Origin of the sequence: Rhodococcus opacus, assembly GCF_012396235.1 — a bacterium.
Classification (GTDB): Bacteria; Actinomycetota; Actinomycetes; order Mycobacteriales; family Mycobacteriaceae; genus Rhodococcus_F; species Rhodococcus_F opacus.
In genome coordinates this window covers 1-23,386 of record NZ_JAAXPA010000038.1, presented here as the reverse complement: position 1 = coordinate 23,386, position 23,386 = coordinate 1, and the positions used below count along the sequence as shown (strand labels likewise).

General features: G+C 67.7%; 26 protein-coding genes and 1 tRNA gene. 12 read left to right on the top strand and 15 right to left on the bottom strand.

Annotated features, from left to right (window positions below; genetic code table 11):
- Positions 1-3 precede the first annotated feature (3 nt).
- The 5 genes from HGB39_RS33890 to HGB39_RS33870 all read right to left on the bottom strand — a co-directional run bounded on the left by HGB39_RS33890 (position 4) and on the right by HGB39_RS33870 (position 5,333).
- Positions 4-405, bottom strand: a complete 402-nt coding sequence (locus tag HGB39_RS33890; protein ID WP_005568270.1) for a nuclear transport factor 2 family protein — start codon at positions 403-405, stop codon at positions 4-6.
- A complete protein-coding gene (locus tag HGB39_RS33885) occupies positions 402-1,532 on the bottom strand; it encodes a 3'(2'),5'-bisphosphate nucleotidase CysQ (RefSeq protein WP_005264576.1) in 1,131 nt (376 codons plus the stop codon). Before HGB39_RS33885 ends, HGB39_RS33890 begins: the two co-directional genes overlap by 4 nt.
- Entirely contained in the window at positions 1,522-3,372 is a 1,851-nt protein-coding gene (gene cysC / locus HGB39_RS33880) for an adenylyl-sulfate kinase (RefSeq protein ID WP_005568271.1), read from the bottom strand. Before cysC ends, HGB39_RS33885 begins: the two co-directional genes overlap by 11 nt.
- Entirely contained in the window at positions 3,372-4,289 is a 918-nt protein-coding gene (gene cysD / locus HGB39_RS33875; RefSeq protein WP_005264578.1) for a sulfate adenylyltransferase subunit CysD, read from the bottom strand. The genes cysC and cysD overlap by 1 nt, the downstream gene beginning before the upstream one ends.
- Before the next feature lie 120 nt (positions 4,290-4,409).
- Positions 4,410-5,333: a helix-turn-helix domain-containing protein gene (locus tag HGB39_RS33870; RefSeq protein WP_064080223.1), complete on the bottom strand. Its 924-nt coding sequence runs from the start codon at positions 5,331-5,333 to the stop codon at positions 4,410-4,412.
- Positions 5,334-5,425: 92 nt separating this feature from the next.
- Between HGB39_RS33870 and HGB39_RS33865 the strand changes: the two genes are divergently transcribed.
- Genes HGB39_RS33865 through HGB39_RS33855 form a run of 3 tightly spaced genes read left to right on the top strand, consistent with a single transcriptional unit; the run spans position 5,426 to position 8,563 of the window.
- Positions 5,426-6,592, top strand: a complete 1,167-nt coding sequence (locus tag HGB39_RS33865; protein ID WP_005568273.1) for a hypothetical protein — start codon at positions 5,426-5,428, stop codon at positions 6,590-6,592.
- A 5-nt stretch (positions 6,593-6,597) separates the two neighbouring features.
- Positions 6,598-7,386 (top strand): SDR family oxidoreductase, encoded by a 789-nt coding sequence (locus HGB39_RS33860; RefSeq protein WP_005568274.1) that lies wholly within the window; start codon positions 6,598-6,600, stop codon positions 7,384-7,386.
- A gap of 19 nt (positions 7,387-7,405) precedes the next feature.
- Positions 7,406-8,563: a sulfotransferase family protein gene (locus HGB39_RS33855; RefSeq protein WP_005568276.1), complete on the top strand. Its 1,158-nt coding sequence runs from the start codon at positions 7,406-7,408 to the stop codon at positions 8,561-8,563.
- On the opposite strand, the gene HGB39_RS33850 is transcribed toward HGB39_RS33855, so the two are convergent.
- Positions 8,547-9,215, bottom strand: a complete 669-nt coding sequence (locus HGB39_RS33850) for an arsenate reductase/protein-tyrosine-phosphatase family protein (protein WP_005568277.1) — start codon at positions 9,213-9,215, stop codon at positions 8,547-8,549. The two genes, HGB39_RS33855 and HGB39_RS33850, sit on opposite strands and share 17 nt — an antisense overlap.
- 304 nt (positions 9,216-9,519) lie before the next feature.
- Between HGB39_RS33850 and HGB39_RS33845 the strand changes: the two genes are divergently transcribed.
- Both HGB39_RS33845 and HGB39_RS33840 read left to right on the top strand, forming a co-directional pair.
- Positions 9,520-10,128, top strand: coding sequence for a ClpP family protease (locus tag HGB39_RS33845; RefSeq protein WP_005568279.1), 609 nt, complete (start codon positions 9,520-9,522; stop codon positions 10,126-10,128).
- Between the two features lie 4 nt (positions 10,129-10,132).
- Positions 10,133-10,717, top strand: coding sequence for an ATP-dependent Clp protease proteolytic subunit (locus tag HGB39_RS33840; RefSeq protein WP_005264590.1), 585 nt, complete (start codon positions 10,133-10,135; stop codon positions 10,715-10,717).
- Between the two features lie 9 nt (positions 10,718-10,726).
- Here the strand turns inward: HGB39_RS33840 and HGB39_RS33835 are convergent, their stop codons facing one another.
- Positions 10,727-11,074 carry a helix-turn-helix domain-containing protein gene (locus HGB39_RS33835; protein WP_005568281.1) on the bottom strand — a complete coding sequence of 116 codons (348 nt, stop codon included), beginning with the start codon at positions 11,072-11,074 and terminating at the stop codon, positions 10,727-10,729.
- Between the two features lie 120 nt (positions 11,075-11,194).
- On the opposite strand from HGB39_RS33835, the gene HGB39_RS33830 reads away from it, so the two are divergent.
- On the top strand, positions 11,195-11,464 hold the full coding sequence (locus HGB39_RS33830; RefSeq protein ID WP_240482892.1) for a hypothetical protein: 270 nt from the start codon (positions 11,195-11,197) through the stop codon (positions 11,462-11,464).
- Here the strand turns inward: HGB39_RS33830 and HGB39_RS33825 are convergent.
- Entirely contained in the window at positions 11,432-12,280 is an 849-nt protein-coding gene (locus HGB39_RS33825; RefSeq protein WP_039952831.1) for an alpha/beta fold hydrolase, read from the bottom strand. The genes HGB39_RS33830 and HGB39_RS33825 overlap by 33 nt on opposite strands.
- Positions 12,277-14,064, bottom strand: a complete 1,788-nt coding sequence (locus HGB39_RS33820) for an N-acyl-D-amino-acid deacylase family protein (RefSeq protein ID WP_005568287.1) — start codon at positions 14,062-14,064, stop codon at positions 12,277-12,279. Before HGB39_RS33820 ends, HGB39_RS33825 begins: the two co-directional genes overlap by 4 nt.
- A 99-nt stretch (positions 14,065-14,163) precedes the next feature.
- Here HGB39_RS33820 and HGB39_RS33815 point away from each other — a divergent pair, with 99 nt between their 5' ends.
- Together HGB39_RS33815 and HGB39_RS33810 are read left to right on the top strand one after the other, a co-directional pair.
- The gene (locus HGB39_RS33815; RefSeq protein WP_005568289.1) at positions 14,164-14,772 is read left to right on the top strand and encodes a TetR/AcrR family transcriptional regulator; all 609 of its coding nucleotides are present in this window, start codon (positions 14,164-14,166) and stop codon (positions 14,770-14,772) included.
- Between the two features lie 30 nt (positions 14,773-14,802).
- A complete protein-coding gene (locus HGB39_RS33810) occupies positions 14,803-15,387 on the top strand; it encodes a dihydrofolate reductase family protein (protein WP_005568291.1) in 585 nt (194 codons plus the stop codon).
- A gap of 19 nt (positions 15,388-15,406) precedes the next feature.
- On the opposite strand, the gene HGB39_RS33805 is transcribed toward HGB39_RS33810, so the two are convergent.
- The gene (locus tag HGB39_RS33805; RefSeq protein WP_005568292.1) at positions 15,407-15,925 is read right to left on the bottom strand and encodes an SRPBCC domain-containing protein; all 519 of its coding nucleotides are present in this window, start codon (positions 15,923-15,925) and stop codon (positions 15,407-15,409) included.
- Positions 15,922-16,224: an ArsR/SmtB family transcription factor gene (locus HGB39_RS33800; RefSeq protein WP_005264609.1), complete on the bottom strand. Its 303-nt coding sequence runs from the start codon at positions 16,222-16,224 to the stop codon at positions 15,922-15,924. Before HGB39_RS33800 ends, HGB39_RS33805 begins: the two co-directional genes overlap by 4 nt.
- Positions 16,225-16,420: 196 nt before the next feature.
- On the opposite strand from HGB39_RS33800, the gene HGB39_RS33795 reads away from it, so the two are divergent.
- Both HGB39_RS33795 and HGB39_RS33790 read left to right on the top strand, forming a co-directional pair.
- Positions 16,421-18,034, top strand: a complete 1,614-nt coding sequence (locus tag HGB39_RS33795) for a class I adenylate-forming enzyme family protein (protein ID WP_007300594.1) — start codon at positions 16,421-16,423, stop codon at positions 18,032-18,034.
- 54 nt (positions 18,035-18,088) lie between these two features.
- Positions 18,089-19,393, top strand: coding sequence for an MFS transporter (locus HGB39_RS33790; protein WP_005568028.1), 1,305 nt, complete (start codon positions 18,089-18,091; stop codon positions 19,391-19,393).
- Between the two features lie 48 nt (positions 19,394-19,441).
- Here the strand turns inward: HGB39_RS33790 and HGB39_RS33785 are convergent.
- Positions 19,442-19,513, bottom strand: a tRNA-Cys gene (locus tag HGB39_RS33785).
- Positions 19,514-19,606: 93 nt separating this feature from the next.
- Here HGB39_RS33785 and HGB39_RS33780 point away from each other — a divergent pair.
- On the top strand, positions 19,607-20,857 hold the full coding sequence (locus HGB39_RS33780; protein ID WP_043790418.1) for a multidrug effflux MFS transporter: 1,251 nt from the start codon (positions 19,607-19,609) through the stop codon (positions 20,855-20,857).
- Between the two features lie 54 nt (positions 20,858-20,911).
- Positions 20,912-21,445 carry a MarR family winged helix-turn-helix transcriptional regulator gene (locus HGB39_RS33775; RefSeq protein WP_005252880.1) on the top strand — a complete coding sequence of 178 codons (534 nt, stop codon included), beginning with the start codon at positions 20,912-20,914 and terminating at the stop codon, positions 21,443-21,445.
- Between the two features lie 57 nt (positions 21,446-21,502).
- On the opposite strand, the gene HGB39_RS33770 is transcribed toward HGB39_RS33775, so the two are convergent.
- The 3 genes from HGB39_RS33770 to HGB39_RS33760 form a co-directional block, all read right to left on the bottom strand.
- Positions 21,503-22,279, bottom strand: a complete 777-nt coding sequence (locus HGB39_RS33770; protein WP_005568032.1) for an enoyl-CoA hydratase — start codon at positions 22,277-22,279, stop codon at positions 21,503-21,505.
- Positions 22,276-23,175, bottom strand: coding sequence for a 3-hydroxyisobutyrate dehydrogenase (gene mmsB, locus HGB39_RS33765; protein ID WP_005568035.1), 900 nt, complete (start codon positions 23,173-23,175; stop codon positions 22,276-22,278). The genes HGB39_RS33770 and mmsB overlap by 4 nt, the downstream gene beginning before the upstream one ends.
- A gap of 32 nt (positions 23,176-23,207) precedes the next feature.
- Positions 23,208-23,386: enoyl-CoA hydratase/isomerase family protein (locus HGB39_RS33760; RefSeq protein ID WP_210753154.1), on the bottom strand; the 179-nt coding region annotated here is incomplete at its 5' end.

Here is a 23,386-nt window from a genome sequence, read left to right as displayed (position 1 = left end):
CCGCTATCCACCGCCGGCAGCAGCCTGGATCGGTGCCATGTCGAAGTAGTCGCGCCAGGTGGTGATCTTGCCGTCGGTGATCTCGAAGACGCCGACGACGGGCAGTTCGACGACGTTGCCGTTCAGCGTGAACACGTCGATCCGCTCGTTCATCACCACGCCGCTCGATTCCTCGGCGTTGGGGCTCTGCCCGCCGTCGGTGACCTGCCGGTGCACCCGGAAGTCGATGCCGCCGAAGGCCGCGATGAAGCCGGCGACGAACTCGCGGATCGCGTCACGCCCGATGACGGGTTCCATCGGAATGTTGTGGTAGACCGCGTCTTCCGCGAAATAGTCCGCGATCTTCGCCGGATCGGGCTCGATCCACTCGGCACAGAATTGGGTGACCAGTTGATCCGGGGTCATCGGTTCTCCCTTTCGATCGCGGACGGTTCGATGATGGCCATGACGGACTGGATCGCCCCGGCCGGGATGTCGAAATGTTCCGTGATCCGGACGGACGTCACCTCGGTGGGCGTGGCCCCGAGGTCGAGCACGAACCGGGCCACCACGTTGTCGCCCCACTCGTGGAAGGAGAGTTCGCGCACGGCCTGGATGGCCTGATACTGCAGGCCGTTTTCGAGTTCGTCCCGGATGAACGCCCCCGATTCGCCCGTGTGCTGCCCGTTCTCCACCCGCCAGGCGTTGTCCGCGAGACGCACCTTGGTGGCGTCGTGGCTGACCAGTGCATCGATGTAGGCCCTGGCCATCGCGACCCGGCCGCTGTCGGCCGTGTCGGTGGCGTGTGTCGCGATCGCGGCGAGCAGCGGCCGAGCCAGCTCCGGCCGGCAGATCAGGAGGTCCGGCAGGTACGGGTGGGATTCGTTGTAGTCCAACGGGGTTCCGTCGATCCGCGAGCAGTGCAGGCCCGCAGCCTCGGCGACGCCGACGGGTGCGGCCGAGTCCCATTCCCACTGACCGCCCGAGTGGATGTAGGCGTCCACGTCTCCGCGGAGCACCGCCATCGCCTTCGCTCCGGCCGAACCCATGGTGGTGACCTCGGCGCCGATCTCCGTCGCGACGGCGTCGACGAAGGCAGGCGGCCTGCTGGCGGATACGACGATCCGTGGTCGTGCCGGGAGTTGTTCGGTATGCACCGCATGGCTGTCGTCGTCACTGGCATACACGGCGCCCAGCGCCGGTTGCGCGACCGCTGCCGCCGTGATGCCCCGACCGCGTTCCCACAGCGCGACGTGCACGGCCCAGTCCGAGTGCCCGGGCAGTCCGTACTCCTTGGAACCGTCGAGCGGGTCGATGATCCACACCCGCGAACTCTCCAGCCGCGACCGGTCGTCGGCCGACTCCTCGGACAGGATCGCGTCGCCGGGTCGCTCCGCGGAGAGCTTGCCGAGAATGAACGCGTCGGCGGCGACGTCGCCCCGCCTGCCCAGTTCCCGTCCGTCCGCCGATCCGAGTCCCGCGGTGCGGATGTCCAGCAGCAGGGCACCGGCACCGGAGGCGATGTCGGCCGCGAGTCGTGCGTCAGTGATCACGTCTCAACAATTCCATAATTCTCTCGGCTTGTTCGGTCGGCGTGCCGTCTCCGGGCCGGAGGACGAGTTCGGCGTTCTCCGGGGCCTCGTACGGGTCGTCGACCCCGGTGAATCCGGTGATCTCCCCCGCGCGGGCTTTCGCGTACATGCCCTTGGGGTCCCGCGCTTCGCACTGTTCCACCGGCGTGTCGACGAACACCTCGACGAAGTCGAGCCCGGCGGCCCGGTGCTGCTCCCGGACGCGGTCCCGGTCGGCGCGGTACGGGCTGATCAGCGACGCGATCGCGACCACCCCGGAGTCGGCGAGCAGTTGCGCCACGGCGCCGACGCGGCGCACGTTCTCGGCGCGGTCCTCCGCACTGAAACCGAGGTCGGCGTTGAGACCGTGACGCAGGTTGTCGCCGTCCAGCCGGTAGGCGGGCACCCCGGCCGCGACCAGGCGCCGCTCGAGTTCCACCGCGACCGTCGACTTTCCCGACGCCGACAGTCCGGTCAGCCACACCGTGCGACCCCGTGTCGCCCGCTCGTCCCGCGAGACGGCCGCGGCGTGCCACACCACCTTGGATCGCGACAGTGTCGGCCCGGTGATCATGCCGGCGGCGACGGTGTTGTGGGTGGACTCGTCGACGAGGATGAAACTGCCCGTCACGTGGTTGCGGCGGTACGGGTCGAACATCAGCGGCTGCGACGTCCTCAACTGGATACGGCCGATCTCGTTGAGCGAGAGCGACTGTGCGGACTCGTCGCGGTGCAGGGTGTTCACGTCGAGGCGGTAGTCGAGCCGCGCGACGGACGCCCTGGTGGCGCGGGTGGTGTGCAGCAGCGTGTACCGCGCATCCGGTGTCAGCGAGGACTGTTCGCTGAACCAGCAGACCATCGCGTCGAGTTCCTGCCCGACGAGCGGACGGTTGTTGGGGCGGCACAGCACATCTCCGCGGCTCACGTCCAGTTGGTCGGCGAGCTGCACGCACACCGCCGACGGTGCGAACGCCTCGTCGAGACGGGTTCCGCCGGGACCCCAGATGGCGCTGACGGTGGAGGTGAATCCGGACGGCAGTGCCACCACCTCGTCGCCCGGCTTGAACACGCCGCTGGCGACCGTGCCTGCGTACCCGCGGAAATCGTGCAGCGCGGAATCGGTCCGGCGCTGCGGCCGGACCACGTACTGCACCGGGAACCGCGCGTCGATGAGGTTGCGGTCGGAGGCCACGTGCACCTGCTCGAGGTAGTGCAGCAGCGACCCTCCCTCGTACCAGGGCATGTTGACGGTGCGTTGCGCGATGTTGTCGCCGCGCAGTGCCGACACCGGGATGAACGTGAGGTCGTGGACCTCGAGTTTGATCGCGAACTGCCGGAACTCCTCCTTGATCTCCTCGAACCGGTCCTCGGACCACCCGACGAGATCCATCTTGTTGACGCACAGAACCAGGTGCGGAATTCCGAGGAGGCTGGCGATGAACGCGTGGCGGCGCGTCTGCTCGAGGATCCCCTTGCGGGCGTCGACGAGAATCAGTGCCAGGTCGGCGGTCGACGCGCCGGTCACCATGTTCCGGGTGTACTGCTCGTGTCCCGGCGTGTCCGCGATGATGAACTTGCGGTGCGGTGTGGCGAAGTAGCGGTGCGCGACATCGATGGTGATGCCCTGCTCGCGTTCGGCGCGCAGACCGTCGGTGAGCAGCGCCAGGTCGGCGTGCTCGTCGCCCCGTTCGCGGCTGGTGCGTTCGACCGCCTCGAGCTGATCCTCGAAGATCGCCTTCGAGTCGTACAGCAGTCGGCCGATCAGGGTGGACTTGCCGTCGTCGACGCTGCCCGCGGTCGCGACCCGGAGTAGCTGCGGCATCAGAAGTACCCTTCCTTCTTGCGGTCTTCCATGCCGGCCTCGGAGATCCGGTCGTCGGCCCGGGTAGCGCCGCGCTCGGTCAGCCTGCTCGCGGCGACCTCGGTGACCACGGCCTCGGCGGTGGTTGCCGACGACTCGACGCAGCCCGTGCACGTGGCGTCGCCGACGGTCCGGAATCGGACGAGGGCCTCGTACGGCTCGTCTCCGGGGAGCAGGGTCAGGAACCGGGTGTGCGCCAACAGCATTCCGTCGCGGGGCACAACCTCCCTGCGGTGCGCGTAGTACAGGGGCGGCAGTTCGATCTTCTCCTCGCTGATGTACTGCCAGATGTCGAGTTCGGTCCAGTTGGACAGCGGGAACACCCGGATGTGCTCCCCCTTGCGGTGCCTGCCGTTGTAGAGGCTCCACAGCTCCGGGCGTTGCGCCCGCGGATCCCACTGCCCGAACTCGTCGCGGAAGCTGAACACCCGCTCCTTCGCGCGGGCCTTCTCCTCGTCGCGGCGGGCGCCGCCGAAGATGGCGTCGAAACCGTTGTCTCGGATCCCGCGCAGCAGCGCCGCGGTCTGGAGCCGGTTGCGGCTGGCCCGCGGACCCGTCTCCTCGCTGACGCGGCCTGCGTCGATGTCGTCCTGCACGCTGGACACCACCATCCGCAGGTCGAGGCGGTCGACGGTCCGGTCGCGGAACTCGATGACCTCGTCGAAGTTGTGGCCGGTGTCGACGTGCATGACGGCGAACGGGAGGGGTGCGGGCCAGAACGCCTTGGCGGCCACGTGGAGCATGACCACCGAGTCCTTGCCGCCGGAGAACAGCAGAACCGGACGCTCGAACGTGGCGGCCACTTCTCGGAAGATGTGCACGGCTTCGGCTTCGAGTGCGCCGAGGTGGGACAACTCGTACACGGGCGGTGCGGTCATGGGCGACTCCTCGTCGCGAGTGCCTTACCGGCAACTGGTCCATATTTGGACCAGCTCGGTCGAAAATGATTGCACCTCCGAGAATAGAACGTGTTTCAGATTGCGGTCAATGCCCGTTCGTCACCGTGGCCGGCGGCCGCCCACCTCCACCGTGATCGCGTCCGCGGCCGCGGCGAGAGCCTTGCCCCGCCGCGCGATGTCGGACGGCGCGAGTTCGGTGCCCACATAGAGCGTCAGGACCATGGCCTGATGCCCCTCGGCGTCGTACGTCGGCGCGGCGATGAGGCTGACGGGATGCGGCGCGGCGGGGTCCGCGTGTTCGGCGTCCAGGTACACCCGCTCCCCGAGGCTGGACACCATCTCACCGAGCACGTCGCGCAACTCCGGCGGCAGGTCGTGCGCGGCGACCCCGGCCATGAGCGTGTGCAGGCGCTGGCCGACCGGAGTGAGCGTCTCCACGAGATACCCGGTGCGGGAGCACTCGTCCACCACGGTGCGCAACCGGTCGCGGTCGAGGCGCACCGGCAGGGTCGGCTCCCGCCGCAACCACGACTGCAGCGCGTCGTCGCCGTCCCACAGCACGTACATCAGGCCGACGGGCGGCGCGAACGGGTACATCTCCCCCACCTTGGCGGCCGCCCGCACACCGGGCGGACTCGTCAGCTCCAGGACGGCGATGCGGTCGCCGACCACCGCCGACGCCGTGCACGTGGTCCGGAACTCCTCACTGAGCACGGCGAGATGCGTGCGCGCCACCGGCCCGGCCGCGAATCCTTGCTGCGCCGCGCGGCCGGCCGCGATGAGGGCGGGCCCGAGGCCGTACGTCTTCGTGGCGGGATCCCGGACGAGATAGCCGCCGCGGGCCAGTTCGGTGAGGATCCCCAGGCAGGTGGGCTTGCTGATGTCGAGTTGCCGGGCCAGCTCCGACAGACCGAAGCGGTGCCCCTTGCGCGCCACCAGGAAGTCGAGCACCTGCACCACACGCTCGGTGGGCGGCGACCGTCGGCCCTGCGCCCTGTCGGGCGTCTCGTCCTCGTGTCCCATTGACCACTCCTTAGAACACGTTCTATTGTCGGTTCATCAATGTTCTACCACGCAGGTACATATTTGTACCACCCCCTCGTGAGGAGCACGGTGTGCTGACCGACCCATTCGCCGACGCCATGGCCGAGGCCGAGAAACTGATCGAGAGCGCCCCCCACATCCGCACCGAACAGGATCTGCTGGAGGGCTACCAGTACCTCGCCGGCGGCATTCTCGCCACGACGCACGCCGCCTGGGCCACCGAACGGTCGCACCCGACGTTCATCTCGGGCACCGGCCCGCACATGAAGATGGGCCTCGACAACCCCGACACCCTGTACTTCGGCGCGCGGATCAACGACGACGTCGAATACGTGGTGACCGGGCGGCGCGGCACCACGGCGGACCTGAGCTTCCAGGTGCTGAGCGGAAACTACACGGCCGCACACGTTCCCGGCAGCGTCACCGCGTTCGACGACCGGGAGATCGACATCGCCCCCGACGGTTCGTTCGAGGTGCGGTTCGGGCCCGGCGAGAGCGCCGGCAGTCGCAACTACTTCACCCTCGCGCCGGGTTCGTCGCAGCTGGTGGTCCGGGAGGTGTACAGCGACTGGAGTCAGCAGCGCGGCACCATCCGCATCGCCAGGGCGGATACGACGGGTACGGCTCCGGGTCCGCTCACGCGGGAAGCCGTCGAGAAGCGGTACGCCCGCGCGGGCACAGCCCTGGTCTCCCGGGTGAAGACGTGGCTGCAGTTCCCGGAGTGGTTCTATCTGAACCTGCCGGTGAACACGATGACCGAACCGCGGCTGACGCCGGGCGGCCTCGCCACGCAGTACTCGTCCGTCGGGCATTACGAACTCGCCGAGGACGAGGCCATCGTCATCACCGTCCCGAAAGCCGACGTGCCCTACCAGGGTTTTCAGCTGGGCAGCATGTGGTACATCTCCCTCGACTACGTCAACCACCAGACCTCGCTGAACGTCGCCCAGTCGCAGGTGGATCCCGACGACCACATCCGGCTCGTCGTCAGCGAGCGCAATCCGGGCGTCGCCAACTGGATCGCCACCATCGGGCACCTCCGCGGCTACCTGCAGTTCCGCTGGCAGCGCGTCTCCCGCGAACTGACCCCGGGCGACGGTCCCCGCATCGAGGTCGTGAAGTTCGACGAGATCCATCGGACGCTGCCGTTCCACGACTCCAACAAGATCTCGCCCGAGGACTTCGCCGAACGCATCGCCGCACGCCAGGCCGCGGTCGCCGACCGGATGCTGGGGTGAGCGCCATGACCACTCCGCAACTCCTGCAGGACAAGGTGGTCGTCATCTCCGGCGTCGGTCCGGCCCTGGGCCGGACCCTCGCCGTCCGCTGCGCCGACGCCGGCGCGGACGTGGTGCTGGCCGCCCGCACCGCGTCGCGTCTCGACGAGGTGGCCAAGGAGATCATCGCTGTCGGCCGACGCGCCGTGACCGTCCCGACCGACATCACGGACCAGGCATCAGCCGAGAATCTGGTGTCCGCGGCCGTCGACGCGTACGGCAAGGTCGACGTGCTGATCAACAACGCGTTCTCGGTTCCGTCGATGAAACCGCTGGCCCGCACGGAATTCGACCACATTCGCAGCAGTTTCGAGCTGACCGTGCTCGGGGCGCTGCGGCTGACCCAGCTGTTCACCCCCGCACTCGCCGAATCGAACGGAGCGGTGGTGAACATCAACTCGATGGTGCTCCGACACTCCCAGGAGCGGTACGGCAGCTACAAGATGGCCAAATCCGCCCTGCTCGCGACATCGCAGTCGCTCGCCACGGAATTGGGACCTCAGGGAATCCGTGTCAATTCCGTTGCTCCCGGCTATATCTGGGGAGACACGCTGAAGCAGTACTTCACGCACCAGGCCGAGAAGTACGGGACGACCGTCGAGCAGATCTACGAACACACCGCCGCGAACACCGACCTGAAGAGGCTCCCCACGACCGAGGAAGTGGCCGACACCGTGATCTTCCTGGCCTCACCGTTGGCGAGCGCCGTGACCGGCCAGTGCCTCGACGTCAACTGCGGCGAATTCCATCACTAGCGACGAGAACCGGAGCATCATGAGCGAGCGCACCACCGTCGGCACGGTCGAGGACCTTCACGCCTCGGCCACCCGCCTGACCGGCCTCACCGACTTCGGCGTGGACGACTACACCGAGGCCCTCGGCGTCCTGCTGGACTCGTACCACGTCGACGAGCAGCTGACCCCGCTCGGCAGCAAGGTGTCGCGGGTGTTCCTCCGCGGCGCCCTGGTGGCGCGGCTGCTGAGCGAGGCAGCGTGGAAGCAGAACCCCGAGCACGCGGACGTGCGGATCGAGCGGCCGATCTTCGTCACCGGGCTTCCCCGCACGGGGACGACGGCGCTGCACCGGCTACTCACCGCGGATCCGTCGCATCAGGGCCTGGAGATGTGGCTGACCGAGATGCCCCAACCCCGTCCGCCGCGCGAGACCTGGGAATCGAATCCCGTGTTCCAGAAGATCGAGGAGGGTTTCAGCCGCCACCACATCGAACGCCCCGAATTCATGGGCGTGCACTACATGTCGGCGAGCGAAGTCGAGGAGTGCTGGCAACTGCTGCGGCAGACGTTCAAGTCGATCTCCTACGAGTGCCTGGCGTCTCTCCCGACATATTCCCGCTGGCTCGAGGGCCAGGACTGGACGAACGCCTATCAGCGGCACAAGAAGAACCTGCAGCTGATCGGGCTTCCCGATCGGGACCGCCGCTGGGTGCTGAAGAACCCCAGCCACCTGTTCGCGCTCAACGAGTTGCTCGCCGTCTATCCGGACGCCCTGATCATCCAGACCCACCGGCCGCCGCGCACGATCGTCCCGTCGGTGTGCAGCCTGGCGGAACAGGCGACGGAAGGGTGGTCGGAGAAGTTCCGGGGCAGCGTCATCGGTGAGAGCCAGCTCGAGCTGTGGGCCCGGGGGCTCGAGCAGTTCACCGCCGCGCGCACCCGGCACGATCCCGCTCAGTTCATCGACGTCGACTACCACGATTTCGTGGCCGATCCGCTCGGCACCGTCGAATTGGTCTACACGCACTTCGGGCTCGAACTCAGCGCCTCGGCCCAGTCGGCGATGGAGGCGATGCACGCCGAAAGTCGCAGCGGCGACCGCCGCCCCTCCCACAAGTACACGCTCGAGGAATTCGGGCTCACGGCCGAGCAGGTGGACGAGAGATTCGCCAACTATCAGTTCAGCGCGACCAGCTGACGGGATAGTCGAGGATCGACGACGCCGCCCGCGCCGCGATCAGCGGCCTGGGCGACAGCGGCAGGTGGACGACCGGAGACGGCCGCGGTCCGGGCTCGGGTTCGGGCTCGGTCTCGGGTTCCCGTTTCGTGCCGCTGCCGAGATCGAGTGCGTCGAGCAGCGGCATCAGTTCGGCGGCGATCCGATCCCCCACCTGCGCGAACGCCGCCCCGCCGAGGCCGACGGGGTCGCTGATGTTCGCATCGTCGATCTCGCCGTACTCCCTTCGGGCGACGGCGAGTTCGGCGACGGTGCGGGCACCGGTGTCGGTGGCGATCCGGCGAGCCTCGCGAAGCGTGAACGTACAGTGGCTCGTCCCGAGGAGCAGTTCCATCGAACGGTCCCGGATCTGCTCGGTCATCGCGAGGACGAGGTCGGCGCGTTTGATCATCTCGGGCCGCAGGCGACGCGCTCGGAACCCGTCGGCGCTCGCGCCGAGCCCTTCGATGACGCGGGCGGCGACGGGTTCGATCGGAAAGCCCACGAGGGCTCGGACACCGGCGCTCTCCGCGGTGAGGTGCGGCAGACCGTGGGCAAGCGCGTACGCGTGCGTCAGCCGCTCTGCGATCGGTGAGCGGCAGACGTTCCCGCTACAGACGAACAGAACGTGCATGAGGGCACCCTAACCAGCGAGTTCGCCTTCGCGCGCGGGCAATTCCACTGGCCGAGCGGTCTGTTTCCGACGTTCACCTGCCCGTGGCGAGTCGTTCACCCACTGGATTCCTCGTGGCCACCTCGAATCACGAACGCCCAGTTCACGGCGCTCGACGCCGGAGTGTCGCCACGTACGCGATCTGCGTCACATTCCCGGGCGGGTGCGGTACCGTCGCCGGGGTTTCCGAACCTCCCGGCGCAGGTCGTCTGCCCACAGCAGACAATCGCCGGTCCGGCACCGGCGCGGCGGTAGTAATGGAGGCATGACCACAGCCGCACTACCCGACCTGAATTACCGCGACCTGTTGGCGGACAGACTGTTTCGCCAGCGCACGATCCTCCTCACCGGCGAGGTGGACGACGCCATGGCCGAGCGGGCCTGCTCCGAACTGGTGCTGCTCGCGGCCGCCGACCCCAAACGCGACATCGTCCTGTACATCAATTCCCCGGGCGGCTCCGTCTTCGCCGGCCTGGCCATCTACGACACGATGAAGCTCGTTCCCAACGACGTGGTGACCGTCGCCATGGGTTTCGCCGCGAGCATGGGCCAGGTACTGCTGTGCTCGGGCACCCACGGCAAACGGATCAGTCTGGCGCACAGCCGCATCATGATGCATCAGCCCTCGGCCGGCATCGGCGGCACCGCCGTCGACATCGCCATCCAGGCCGAGAGCCTCGAACGGATGAAACGACAGTCGCAGGAGATCCTCGCCGCCGAGACGGGGCATCCGGTCGAGCAGATCGCCGAGGACAGCGACCGGGACCGGTGGTTCACCGCCGACGAGGCCCGCGACTACGGGATCGTCGACCGCGTCGTGTCCTCGTTCGCCGAGATCGCCCCGCACACCACCGCCCCGAGAATTGGATTGTGAAGCCATGTCCCAATACACCATTCCCCACGTCATCGAGCGCACCCCGGCAGGCGAGCGGTCGTTCGACATCTTCAGCCGACTGCTGAACGAGCGGATCGTCTTCCTGGGCACCGAGATCGACGACGGAGTCGCCAATGTCGTGATGGCACAGCTGCTCCACCTCCAGGCGGACAGTTCCGATCAGGAGATCGGGTTGTACATCAATTCGCCCGGCGGCTCCACGACGGCGATGCTCGCGATCTACGACACGATGCAGTTCCTCCGTCCGACCATCGCCACGTACTGCATGGGCCAGGCCGCGTCCGCCGCCGCCGTGCTGCTGGCGGCGGGAACCAAGGGACACCGCCACGTCCTGGCCCATTCCCGGACGCTGCTGCACCAACCGTCGACACAGGGCAACGGCACGATCTCCGACCTGGCGCTTCAGGCCGCGGAGATCATGCGGGTCCGTTCGCAGACCGAAGCGATTCTGAGCAAACACACCGGTCAGACCGTCGAGCGGCTGCGGCGGGACACCGACCGGGACCGCATCTTCACAGCCGAGGAGGCCATCGAGTACGGCCTGGCCGATACGCTCGTCGCGGCCTGACGGACGGCGCTAGGCGGCGAGCAGCGTGGGCACCTGCCGGTTCAGGCTCCTGGTCGCCGGGTTCCGGTTCGCCGCGCCGAGCCGGCGCCCGGACCGGAACAGCAGGTGTTCCACCGGCAGACCGAGCGCGCCACACACCGCGCGCAGCATTTCCGACGACGGCTCCTTCTTGCCACGTTCGATCTCGGAGAGGTACTGCTTCGACATGCCGACGGCGGCGGCGACGTCCTCGAGACTCCGATCCTGGTCCCGGCGGGCCTCGCGGAGCACTCGCCCGTACAGCTCACGCACCAGCGGCTCCTCCCGCGATTGCTCGGGAGCGGCCGTCACCAGCGTCAGTCTGCGCTGAGCTTCCATACCTTCGGAGTCTTCCAGACGACGCACCCGGACGCGGCGGCGTTCACCGACAGCGGACAGCCGATCAGTACCGTCCGACGGTGAGGATCGCCTCGAGGGCTCCGACCGCGCCGATGGAGTGTGGGCGTTGACGTGATCGACGTCCGCGCCGCTCAGTGCCTCACCGAACGCCCGTTCGCCGACTTCGCCACCTCGGCCATCCACACGCTGATCGACGCCGTCGCCGACGCGATGATCCGATGTGGGTTCTCCACTCAGGACGCCCGCGAGAATGCGACGGTCGCGGTGTCCGGGCTGCGGGCCATCCTCCTCGACCGCTTGGTCACCGGCGACGTGGCGCGGACGGACCGATCGGCGTCACGACTGATCGAGCAGGTGGCTGCCGAGTAGTTCGTCGACGCGCTCGGCCGCCTCGTCCGGAATCCAGTGGCTCACACCGCGGAACACCTCGTAGGTGTACGGGCCGTCGACGAAGCGTGAGGTCAGCGCGGGACCAACCGGCCCGATCGCCGAGTCGCCGTCGCTCCACACGAAGAGCGTGGGCACCCGGACCTTCCGGGAGGCCGAACGGGGTGCGGTGAACGGCATGGCCCGATACCAGTTCAGAGCGCCCCGGGCCCGCGTCCGATCGCGCATGGGTTCGAGGTCGCGCTTCGCCCGGTCCGCAGACTGGCCGCTGGCGAGCAGTGCCCGGTAGCCGTAACCGTCCGGGGTGATCAGCCGCTCCGGAATCCACGGCAGCTGGAACGCGAACATGTACCAGGACTTCAGGATCTGGCGACTGGTGAGCATCGCCCGCACGAACGCCGCCGGATGCGGCACCGAGAGCGCAGTGAGCGTGCGAACCCGGTCGGGCCGTTCCGCCGCGATTCCCCAGGCCACCACAGCGCCCCAGTCGTGCCCGACGACATGCGCCGGCCCGAGGCCCGCCTGGTCGATGAGCGCGACGACGTCCGCGACCAGTTCCGAGCCGCGGTACGCCCAGCGGGCGCGGGGCCGGGCCCCGGCCGAATAGCCGCGCTGGTCCGGCGCGAGAGTGCGAAATCCCCGCCGGTGCAGCAACGGTGCCAGTTCGTCCCACGACCGCGAGTCCTGCGGAAATCCGTGCAACAGCACCACCGGCGTGCCGTCGATCGGACCCTCGTCGCGAACGTCGAACACGAGCCCGTCCCGGGTGAACGTGCGGATCCGCTCCATGCCGCTCATCGGACGGCCGTCTCACGCTCGCTGTGGTCTGCGGCCGACGCACCGGCGCGGAGGAACCGTCCCGTCTTGGTGACGCCGAACCCGCCGGTGAACTCCCCGTCGCGATAGACGAGCCTGCCGTTGATCACCGTCGCGACCGCCGCGGCGTCGCTTCGGTTCACCATCCGGCGCAGACCGCCGTACTCGGGGACCTCGGCCTCGAACAATCCGTCCACGGTCGCGTCGAGACCCGCCGGATCGATGACGACGAGGTCGGCGCGGTCCCCTTCGCGCAGGTGGCCGGCATCGATGCCGTACCAGTCGGCCAGCTCGCCCGTCAGCCGGTGGACGGCACGCTCGACGGACAGGAACGGTGTGCGGTCGGATTGCGCGTCCTTGACCTTCTTCAGCAACCGGATCGGATAGTTGTAGAACGCCATGTTGCGCAGGTGCGCACCCGCGTCGCCGAATCCCATCTGCACGCCGGAACTGGCCGCGAGCTTCTTCGCGAACTTGGGACGATGGTTGGCGATGGTGGTCCGCCACCGCAGGTCGGTGCCGTACTTCACGACGAGATCGAGATATGCGTCCACCGGGTGCACGCCACGCAGGTCGCCCACCGCGCCGAACGTCTTGCCGATCAGCGCCTCGTCGGGGCACCCGACGATCACCGCGTCGTAGAAATTGCGGTGCCAGATGCGGGGGCTGAACTTGTTGTCGTAATCCTTGCGGAACCGGCGTCGGTAGGACTCGTCCTGCAGCAGGGCGTTTCGTTCCACCTGGTCCTTGAGATGCAGTGCCGCCGCGCCGGCACCGAACTCCTCGAACACCACGAGGTCGATGCCGTCCGCGTAGACGGTGAACGGCACCGGGAGGTGCTGCCACTTGAAGTCGGTCTTGGCGAAGCGGTTGAGCAGCGGCGCCGCGGCGAGCATGAAGTACACGATCGGCGGGTAGGCCTTCGAGTCCGCGGCGGACAGCAGCGACGTCTTGAGGGGCTTGCGTCGCCCCAGACCCGAACTCTCCGCGAAGAATCCCGCGATGTTGGGGTGCAGGTTGATCGTCGGCGCGCTCTGCAGGATCTTGCCGCGGTCGCGCAGGATGCGGTTGAGGAAGCGGAACTCCTTCCACCGCGCATACGTGGACGGCAATGAGCGCGAACGGTATTCGTCGCCGTCGATCTTGTCGAGCGCATTGGTCATCGAGGACAGGCCGAGGAAGCCCGCGTCCACGGCCTCGGTGAGCATCGCGCCCATCCGCTCGAGTTCGCGGGTGCTCGGCTTGGTCCGCTTGTCGGTGCCCCGGCCGAGGCCGAGCACGTGGGTGCGGATGTCGGAGTGCCCGATGAAACCGGCGATATTGGGGCCGAGCGGCAGCGATTCGAGTGCCTCGACGTACTCCGCCGGGCTCTGCCAGATCTTGTTCTCGTCCAGGATCCTGAGCACGGAGTCGTGTGGTACGGCCTCGACCCGGCTGAACAGGTCGGCGCATTCACGCGGCGTCGAGTACACGGTGGACAGGGAGCAGTTTCCGAGGACGACGGTGGTCACGCCGTGTCGCACCGACTCCGGCAGCCCGGGGCTGACGAGCACCTCGGCGTCGTAGTGGGTGTGCACGTCGACGAATCCGGGGACCACCCATTTGCCTCCCGCATCGATGATCTCGGTGTCGGGCCCGACGGGCAGCGGACGGATCGATGCGCGGACGACGACGCCGTCGCGGATGCCGAGATTGCGGCGCCGGGGCGCGGATCCGGTTCCGTCGAACCACAGCCCACCATTGACGACGACATCGAAATCCGACATAGTTGCGCTCCTCACACTCGGTATGTGTTACCCGAGGTTACGTATGCCATTGAGTAAAAGTCAATGGACGCCTCGAGGGTTCGTCAATAGAGTGCAGGGGTGGCCGCCGCACCCCGCTCTCCCGAAGATCGGCGCGCGCAGATCCTCGACGTGGCCGTCCGGCTTCTCGAGACGGTGCCGTTCGACGATCTGTCGATGGACCAGGTGGCGGCCGAGGCGGGCGTCTCCCCGCCCCTGCTGTTCCACTACTTCAAGAACAAGCAGGGTTTTCGCAACGCCGTCCTCGAGGCCTCGGCCTCCGAACTGCAACGGCGGATGACACCCGACGCGACGCTCCCCGTGTCCGGGCAGCTCCGGGCCGGCGTCGAAACATTCGCGGACGCGGTGATCGAGCACCCCACCATCTACCTGGCGGTCATGCGGATGGCCGGTAGCGGTGACGAGCGGATGCGGCAGATCTACCGCGGCATGCGGCACACCTTCACCCGCTGGATAGGTGCGTCGCTGGCGGAGTTCGGGGTGCCGACGACACCCGCGCTCGAGGCTGCGATCTCGGGCTGGCAGGCGTTCATGGAAGAGGTCGTGCTGTCGTGGCTCGACGAGCCGACCATGGACCGCACGGACATGATCGATCTCTGCGAACGTGCTTTCTATCACCTGCTTCCGGCGGCAGGCGTCGATGTCGATGCACTCGACGTGACACGCTGATCCGGACCAGCAGACACGAGGGGGTTCGCGGTGGGCGAGCTGATCTACTCGACGATCATGTCGCTCGACGGCTACATCGCCGACGAGGACGGCAATTTCGACTGGGCCGCACCCGACGAGGAGGTCCACAGCTTCGTCAACGACCTCGAACGTCCGATCGGCACCTACCTCTACGGGCGCCGGATGTACGAGACGATGACGTATTGGGAATCCGTACCCGACCTCGCGAGAGAGCCTGTCTGTGTGCAGGACTTCGCGGAAATCTGGCGAGCAGCCACCAAGGTCGTCTACTCCACGACACTGGAGGCGGCGTCCAGCGCCAGGACCCGCATCGAGCGGGAATTCGACCCCGACGCCGTCCGGCAACTGAAGGCGAGCGCGGCACGGAACATCCGCATCGGGGGCCCGGGACTCGCCTCCCACGCCTTCGCGGCCGGGTTGGTCGACGCATGCCAGGTGTTCGTCGCACCCGTCGTCGTGGGAGGCGGCACCCGGTCTCTCTCCCGGAGCGCGTCCGGTGCAGGCTGGAACTGCTGGACGAGCGCCGTTTCGGCAGCGGCTTCGCCTTCCTCCACCACCGCGTCGCGAGCTAGGAATTCGGAATGTTTCGGGTGACCCTAGGGTCTACCGGATGTCATTGACCGGCCCGCTGAGCCGCCAGGAATTGCCGTCCCGGCGTCGGGTCGACGCCGAAGCGCTCGGCGTAGCGCTCGTGAACTTCCTCCCACTGATCCCACGAGCCGTGCGCCTCCGCCTCGGAGAGGTACCCGCCTGCGAGATGCGGCTCGAGCCGCGACAGGTAGGTCTCCCAGCCGGCCGCAGTCTGCGCTGCGATCGCTCGGTCACCGAAGACATGGATGAAGATCAACCGGCAGCCGTCTCCCTCAGCGGTCAGATCGAAGCTGTACTTCTCGCCGCCGAAGGTCCACGCCAGCCGATGGGGTGCATCGACCTCGGTCACCTCGCCGGTCGCGCCGTAGGCCTCGAAGGTCTCCCCCGTCGCCGGTGTCCACTCGGCGGCTGCGGGAAACCAGCGCTCGAGTTCTGCCGGCACGCTGACCGCCCGCCACACGCGCTCGATCGAGTGGGCGAGCGTGCGCTCGAAGCGCAGTGCCGGGCGACCATCGATCGTCTCCAGGGTTCCGTCGGTCATGGGTTCTCCTCCAGGTGTAGTTCGAGGGCGTCGAGGCGCCTCGACCAGAACGCGCGGTACGGCTCCAGCCACTGGTCGACCTCGGCGAGGGGTTCTGGCCGCAGCGCGTACAGACGCTGCTTGCCGTCCACGCGCACCACGACGAGCCCGGCCTCGCGCAGCACCTTGAGGTGCTTGGACACGCCGGGCTGACTGAGCGCGATGTGCTCCACCAGCTCTCCGGCGGGCCGCTCACCATCACGCAGCAAGTCGAGGATCTGTCTGCGGTGCGGCTCGGCCAGGGCGGCGTAGGCGCTCATGCCCTCATATTGCCAGACGGAAATATGAGCCGCAACCGTCGCTGCAGCCGTGACGGAATCAGCAGTCCCACGGGCACCGACTTGACACACCCGGGTGTGACACACAACACTTGCCCACACCGACCGAGCGAGTGATCGGTCGGCCGCTCGAATTCGGACATCCCGTTCGGACCGGAGCCGGAGAAAGGGGACAGCGGTGTCGTCGACGTTCACCAACGACGGAATCCAGGAGCCACCCGTGGCGACCACTCTCGACGCGTGGCGGTCGCGCGTGAAGGCCCATCCCGATCACCCCGCCGTGGCCTATTTCGATGGCACCCTCACCGCGCGCGAGGTCGACGACCTGTCGGATGCCCTCGCCGTCGCGCTGGACGAGTGGGGTGTGGGGCGCGGCGACCGGGTGGGCATCTACCTGCAGAATGTGCCGCAGTACGCCCTCGCCCTGCTGGCACTGTGGAAGGTCGGCGCAGCGGCGCTGGTGCTCAATCCGATGTACCGCGGAAACGAACTCCGCCGCCTCGTCGACGATGCCGAACCGATCGGCATCATCTGCGAAGACGTGAGCGCCGCGGCCACGGCCGAGACCCTGCGCGGCAGCAGCGTGCGATTCTCGATCAGCACCAGTGCCCTCGATTTCCAGACCCGCAACGATCCGCGGGTGTTCGAGTCCACCACGCGCGCCACGCCGGCAGCCGACGGCGACCTCGTCGCACTCCTCGCACGCTTTCGCGGCAGGCGGCCTCCCCTGATCGAACTCGACGGCGACGATCTTGCGCTGCTCACCTACACCTCCGGGACCACCGGCCCGCCGAAGGGCGCGCTCAACTCCCACGCGAACGTGCTGGCCACCGCACTCGACTTCGGTGACTGCGCCGGCGTCGTCGACGGGGACGTCGTGTTCGCTGTCGCGCCCCTGTTCCACATCACCGGTGCCGTGCTCAATGCCGGCGTGGCCCTCGTCCGGGACTGTGTGCTCGTCTTCGCGAACAGGTTCAACGCGGCCGTCGCACTGGAGACGTTCGTGGAACACCGGGTGACCTACACGATCGGCTCGATCACCGTGTTCAACGCACTCTCCGAGGTGCCGGGTGTGAGCGCGGACCACTTCGCCTCGGTCAAGACCCTCTACTCGGGCGGCGCGCCCATCCCGCCAGCGACAGTGGAGAAGTTCGAAGCCGGATTCGGCAAGTACATCCACAACGCGTACGGGATGACCGAGACCACGGCCGGAGTGATCGCGGTGCCGCCCGGCCTGCGGGCGCCGGTCGACCCGTCGAGTGGCTCACTGTCCATCGGTCTCCCGCTGCCCCGGGTGGACATCCGGGCCGTCGACCCGAATGGCGACCCCGTTCCGCCCCACACCGCGGGCGAGCTGGAAATCGCGGGACCGCAGGTTGTTTCGGGCTACTGGCGCAACCCGGACGCCTCCCGCGACACACTGCCCGGCGGACGGCTGCGCACCGGGGACGTCGCGATCATCGACGACGCGGGGTGGGTGTACCTCGTCGACCGGCTCAAAGATCAGATCAACGTCTCCGGCTACAAGGTGTGGCCCCGTGAGGTCGAGGACACCCTCTACGAACACCCGGCCGTGCACGAGGCCGCCGTCGTCGGTCAGCCCGACGACTACCAGGGCGAATCGGTGGTGGCCTACGTCTCGCTCCGCACGGGCGCGACCGCCACCGAGGACGAACTCGTCGCGTTCGCCCGCGACCGTCTCGCCGCGTACAAGCGGCCCCGGCTGGTGCACATCATCACCGACCTCCCGAAGACCCAGACGGGCAAGATCCGTCGCAGCGACCTGCGCTGACGACCCGACCTCTCCGACCTTTCGACTCCGCGACCCCGACGAAAGTGACTGCACGTGAACGTCGACCTCACTCGCCAGGCGCAGCCTGACACCCATTCCGGCCCCACCCTCGCCTCCCGCAAGAAATCGCTCCTCGCCAGCTCCGTCGGCAACGTCCTCGAGTGGTACGAGTGGAGCGCCTACGCGGTGTTCGCCCCGTTCATCGCGGCGGCGATGTTCAGCAACTCGGACCCGGTCTCCGCCCTGCTGTCCACGCTCGCCGTCTTCGCGGTCGGCTTCCTGATGCGCCCGCTCGGCGGGATCATCTTCGGCCGGATCGCCGACAAACGCGGACGCAAATTCGTCCTCGTCACGACCATGCTGATGATGGCCACGGGCAGCCTGATCATCGGAGTGATGCCCACCTACTCGACCATCGGCGCGTGGGCCTCCCTGATCCTGCTCGCGGCGCGCGTCATGCAGGGCTTCGCGCACGGCGGCGAGTCCGCGACCGCGTACTCCTACGTCGGCGAGATCGCGCCTCCGCACCGGCGCGGCATGTGGGGCAGCGTCGCGTTCATCGCGATCTTCGGCGGTTCGGTGCTGGCCTACACGGTCGGCGGCGTCGTCACCTCCTCCCTGTCCGACACCGCGGTCGGTCAATGGGGTTGGCGTATCCCGTTCCTCATCGGCGCGCTTCTGGCACTGTTCGCCCTGTATCTGCGCCGCAGCATGGAAGAGAGCGACGTCTTCGACGCAGCGCAGAACAACGACGATCTGCCGAGCATCCCCCGCCGCGCCGTCGTCCGGGCGATCCTCCTGATGATCGGGATGACCTCGGGCATCACGGCCGCGCACTACACCTGGACGTCGTACATCTCCACGTACGCGATCACGCAGCAGGGCATGAATCCCGACACCGCGTACTGGATGCTGGTGATCGCTCAGCTGATCGCACTGGTCTCGCTGCCGTTCCTCGGGTTGCTCTCCGACAAGATCGGCCGGCGGCCCATGCTGGGCGCCTTCGCGGTTCTGATGTTCGCCCTGCAGTTACCGCTGACGATGATGATCACGTCCGACGGGTGGACCCTGCTCGTCGCCACCACCGCCGCCCTGCTGATCGTCGCGGTCCCCGCGTCGATTCTGTCCTCCACGCTGTCGGAGAGCTTCCCGACGCGACTACGCACCCAGGCGATCGGATTCGCGTACTCGTTCTCCGTCGCGGTGTTCGGTGGCACCGCCCCGTACCTGAACCAGCTTCTCCTCGGACTCGACCTCGGCTGGGTGTTCGGCGTCTACATCATGGTGCTGGCTGTCCTCACCGGCGTCGCGTGCCTGTTCATGAAGGAGACCAAGGGCATTCGCCTCGAAGACGTGTGACCACGCGAAAGAGAACCGGCAGGTGCATCACCTGCCGGTTCTCACCCGAGCGAGTGACGGGATTCGAACCCGTGTGAACGGCTTTGCAGGCCGGTACCTCAACCACTCAGTCACACCCGCATCGATGATTACTGTGCCCGGCCGGTGCCCCGGGCGCGAGGGTTGCGCTCACGGTGATTCTGAAACCGACATGCCGGGGCGGGAACAAACCACGTGCCCTCGTTGCTGTGTTGCTTCGTGACCGATACCGAAGAACGCGCCGCCCCGACCGCCGACCGGACAACCACCCGTCCCAGCCTTCGGGTGATCCTGGTACTCGGCGCGATGGTGGCCCTCGGCCCCTTCACCATCGACATGTACCTGCCTGCGCTTCCGGACATCGGAACCGACCTCGGCGCATCGTCGTCCGCGGTCCAGCTGACCATCACCGGCACTCTGCTCGGCCTCGCGCTGGGGCAGTTGATCGTCGGACCGCTCGCGGACAGCCTCGGGCGCAGGCGTCCCCTCATCGCCGGTATCGGTGTCCACGTGGTCGCGTCCGTCCTCGCTGTCTTCGCGCCGACCGTCGCCGTGCTGGGTGTGCTCCGCGTCTTCCAGGGCATCGGGGCCGCCGCCGCAGCGGTGGTCGCGCTCGCCGTCGTCCGCGACCTGTTCTCGGGGAACACCGTGGCCGTCGTGATGTCGCGGCTGATGCTCGTGCTCGGCGTCGCACCCGTTCTCGCCCCGAGTATCGGCGGGGCGCTCCTCATCGCCGTCGACTGGCGCGGGATCTTCGTCGTCCTCGCCGTGATCGGCACCCTGACGGCGTTGATCGGGGTGTGGGGTCTGACGGAGACGCTGCCGCCGGAGCGGCGGCGCAAGAGCAGTCTGCGCGCCGTGCTGGGCACCTACAAGAGCCTGCTGGGCGACCGCGCGTTCATGGTGCTCGCACTCGTGTCGAGTGTGGCGATGGGATCGTTGTTCTCGTACGTCTCCGGTGCGTCGTTCGTGTTCCAGGACCAGTACGGCCTGGACGAGCAGCAGTTCGCGCTGCTGTTCAGCTCCGGCGCGATCGCTCTGATCGGCGCCTCGCAACTCAACGTCCGCGCCCTCGCACGGTGGTCACCGCTGCAGATCACGGTGTCGGCCCTCGCCTTCGCGACGGTGGCCGGGCTGGCGCTGGTCACCACCGCCCACTTCGAGTTCGGCGGGCTCGTCGGGTTCGTCGTTCCACTGTGGTTCCTCCTCGCCGGCGTCGGCTTCGTCCTGCCCAACGCCCCCGCGCTGGCTCTCGGCCGCCACGGCGAGGCGGCCGGTACCGCTGCCGCGCTGCTCGGCGCCCTGCAGTTCGGTGTCGGCGCGCTGATCGCTCCCCTGGTCGGCGTGCTCGGCAACACCGGCGTCGCTCTCGCGGTCACGATGACGGCGTGCGCGGGACTCGGGTTGGTGGCATTGGCGGCTGCCGCGAAGGCGGAAGCGCACTGACGACACGTTCGGCAGACTTTCGCGGCCCATCACCCGCCATGGGATGATCGACGCATGCCACCACCGTCACCACTTCATCTCGACCCCATCGAAGAGGCCCACCGGCAGTGGACGAAGCACGGCTGGGGTGATGTCGCCGACGGCATGGCCGCGGTGACCTCGGTGATGCGGGCACAGCAGATCATGATGGCCCGGGTGGAAGAGGTGCTCAAGCCGTCGGGGCTCACGTTCGCCCGGTACGAATTGCTGACACTGCTGACGTTCACGCGCACCGGCGCGCTCCCGATGGCGAAGGCCAGCGCGCGCCTTCAGGTTCACCCGACCAGCGTGACGAACGCCGTCGACCGGCTCGAGACGGCGAATCTTGTGCGACGTGTCCCGCATCCGAGCGATCGCCGCGCGACCCTGATCGAAATCACCGACGCGGGAAGGAAACTGGCCGTCGAGTCCACCGAGCGACTCAACGCCCAGGTGTTCTCGAGTCCCGGGGTGTCCGGCGACAAGCTGGAACAACTGGTCACGATCCTCGCCGAACTGCGCCGCGAGGCAGGCGATTTCGACACCGGAGACGCCCCCACCAAGTGGTGAGACGACTGTCGCCCCGCACCGGATCCCGGTGCGGGGCGACAGTCGTTTTCAGGGTTTCTAGCGGTGTTTGAACACGGGCGAACGCTTCTCGACGAACGCTGCCATGCCTTCCTTCTGATCCTCGGTGGCGAACGTCGAATGGAACACCCGACGCTCGAATCGGACGCCCTCGGTGAGGGTGGTCTCGAACGAGCGGTTGACGGCTTCCTTCGCCATCATCGCGACCGGAAGCGACATCTCGGCGATGGTGGTCGCCGTCTGCAGCGCCTCGTCGAGCAGATCCGCGGCGGGCACGATCCGCGACACCAGCCCGGCGCGTTCGGCCTCCTCGGCGTCCATGTTCCGGCCGGTCAGGCACAGTTCCATGGCCTTGGCCTTACCCACCGCGCGGGTCAGCCGCTGCGAACCGCCGATGCCGGGGATGACACCGAGCTTGATTTCCGGCTGACCGAACTTCGCGGTGTCGGCGGCGATCAGGATGTCGCAGAGCATCGCCAGTTCGCATCCGCCGCCGAGTGCGTACCCGGCGACGGCAGCGATCGTCGGCTTGCGGGCCGCGGCGAGACGGTCCCATGCGGCGAAGAAGTCGTCCAGGTAGACGTCCATGTACGACTTGGGCTGCATCTCCTTGATGTCGGCACCCGCCGCGAACGCCCGATCGGAACCGGTGATCAGAATGGCACCGATCTCCGGATCCTTCTCCAACTCCTCCACCGCCGACACGACCTCGCGCATCAGCTCGGAGTTCAGTGCGTTGAGCGCCTTCGGACGGTTGAGGGTGATGATCCCCACCCGGCCCTTGCGGTCGAGCAGGATGGTCTCGAAGTCGGTCACTGGTCTCCCTTGGTAGAACGGTCGCGGATGTCGTTGATGATGGCCGAGAAGTCCTGACCACCACCACCGGCGGCGTGGAACCGGCTGTACAGCTCGGCGGCACGCAGCCCGAGGTCGGCCTCGACGCCGTTGGTCTTCAGCGCGTTCGCGGCGAGACCGAGATCCTTGTCCATCAGCGCGGCCGCGAAGCCCGGCTGGTAGTCGTTGTTGGCCGGGCTCGTCGGAACCGGTCCGGGCACAGGACAGTTGGTGGTGAGCGCCCAGCACTGGCCGGACGCGTTGGACGCGACGTCGAACAGGGCCTGGTGGCTCAGACCCAGCTTCTCGCCGAGGACGAACGCCTCGCTGATGGCGATCATCGACACGCCCAGAATCATGTTGTTGCAGATCTTCGCGGCCTGACCGTTGCCCGGGTCTCCGCAGTGAACGACCTTCTTGCCCATCACGTCGAGCAGCGGCTTCGCAGACTCGAAGTCGTCCGCCGTGCCGCCGACCATGAACGCGAGCGTTCCCGCGGTGGCGCCGACGACGCCACCGGAAACGGGTGCGTCCACCGAACGGTGGCCCGCCTCGACGGCCTCGTCATGCGCCGCCCGGGCGTCCGCGACGTCGATGGTGGACGAATCGATGAACAAGGTGCCCGGCTTCGCGGCGGGCAGGATCTCCGCGTAGAGCCCGAGAACGTGCTTTCCGCTCGGCAGCATCGTGATCACGACGTCCACCTCACGCACCGCCTCCACGGCCGAATCGGCGACGGTGACACCGTCTTTCACTGCCTGTTCGAGAGCGGCGGGCGCGAGGTCGAAACCGACCACCGTGTGCCCCGCCTTGACGAGGTTGGCCGCCATGGGACCACCCATGTGGCCGAGTCCCAGAAATCCGACGGTAGTGCTCATAGCAGTCCCTCCTGGACGCGTGTAGCTGGTGGTCAATGCTGCGGCTGCGGGGCCGTCAGGCCGAGTTCGAGGTCGCCGAGTGGGGCGAAGAACGCGTCGACCTGCGCCGGGTCGACCTCCTCGATGGTGGCGGGCGACCACTGCGGGTTGCGGTCCTTGTCCACGACCTGCGCCCGGATGCCCTCGACGAGGTCGGGCGAGTTCAGGCAGG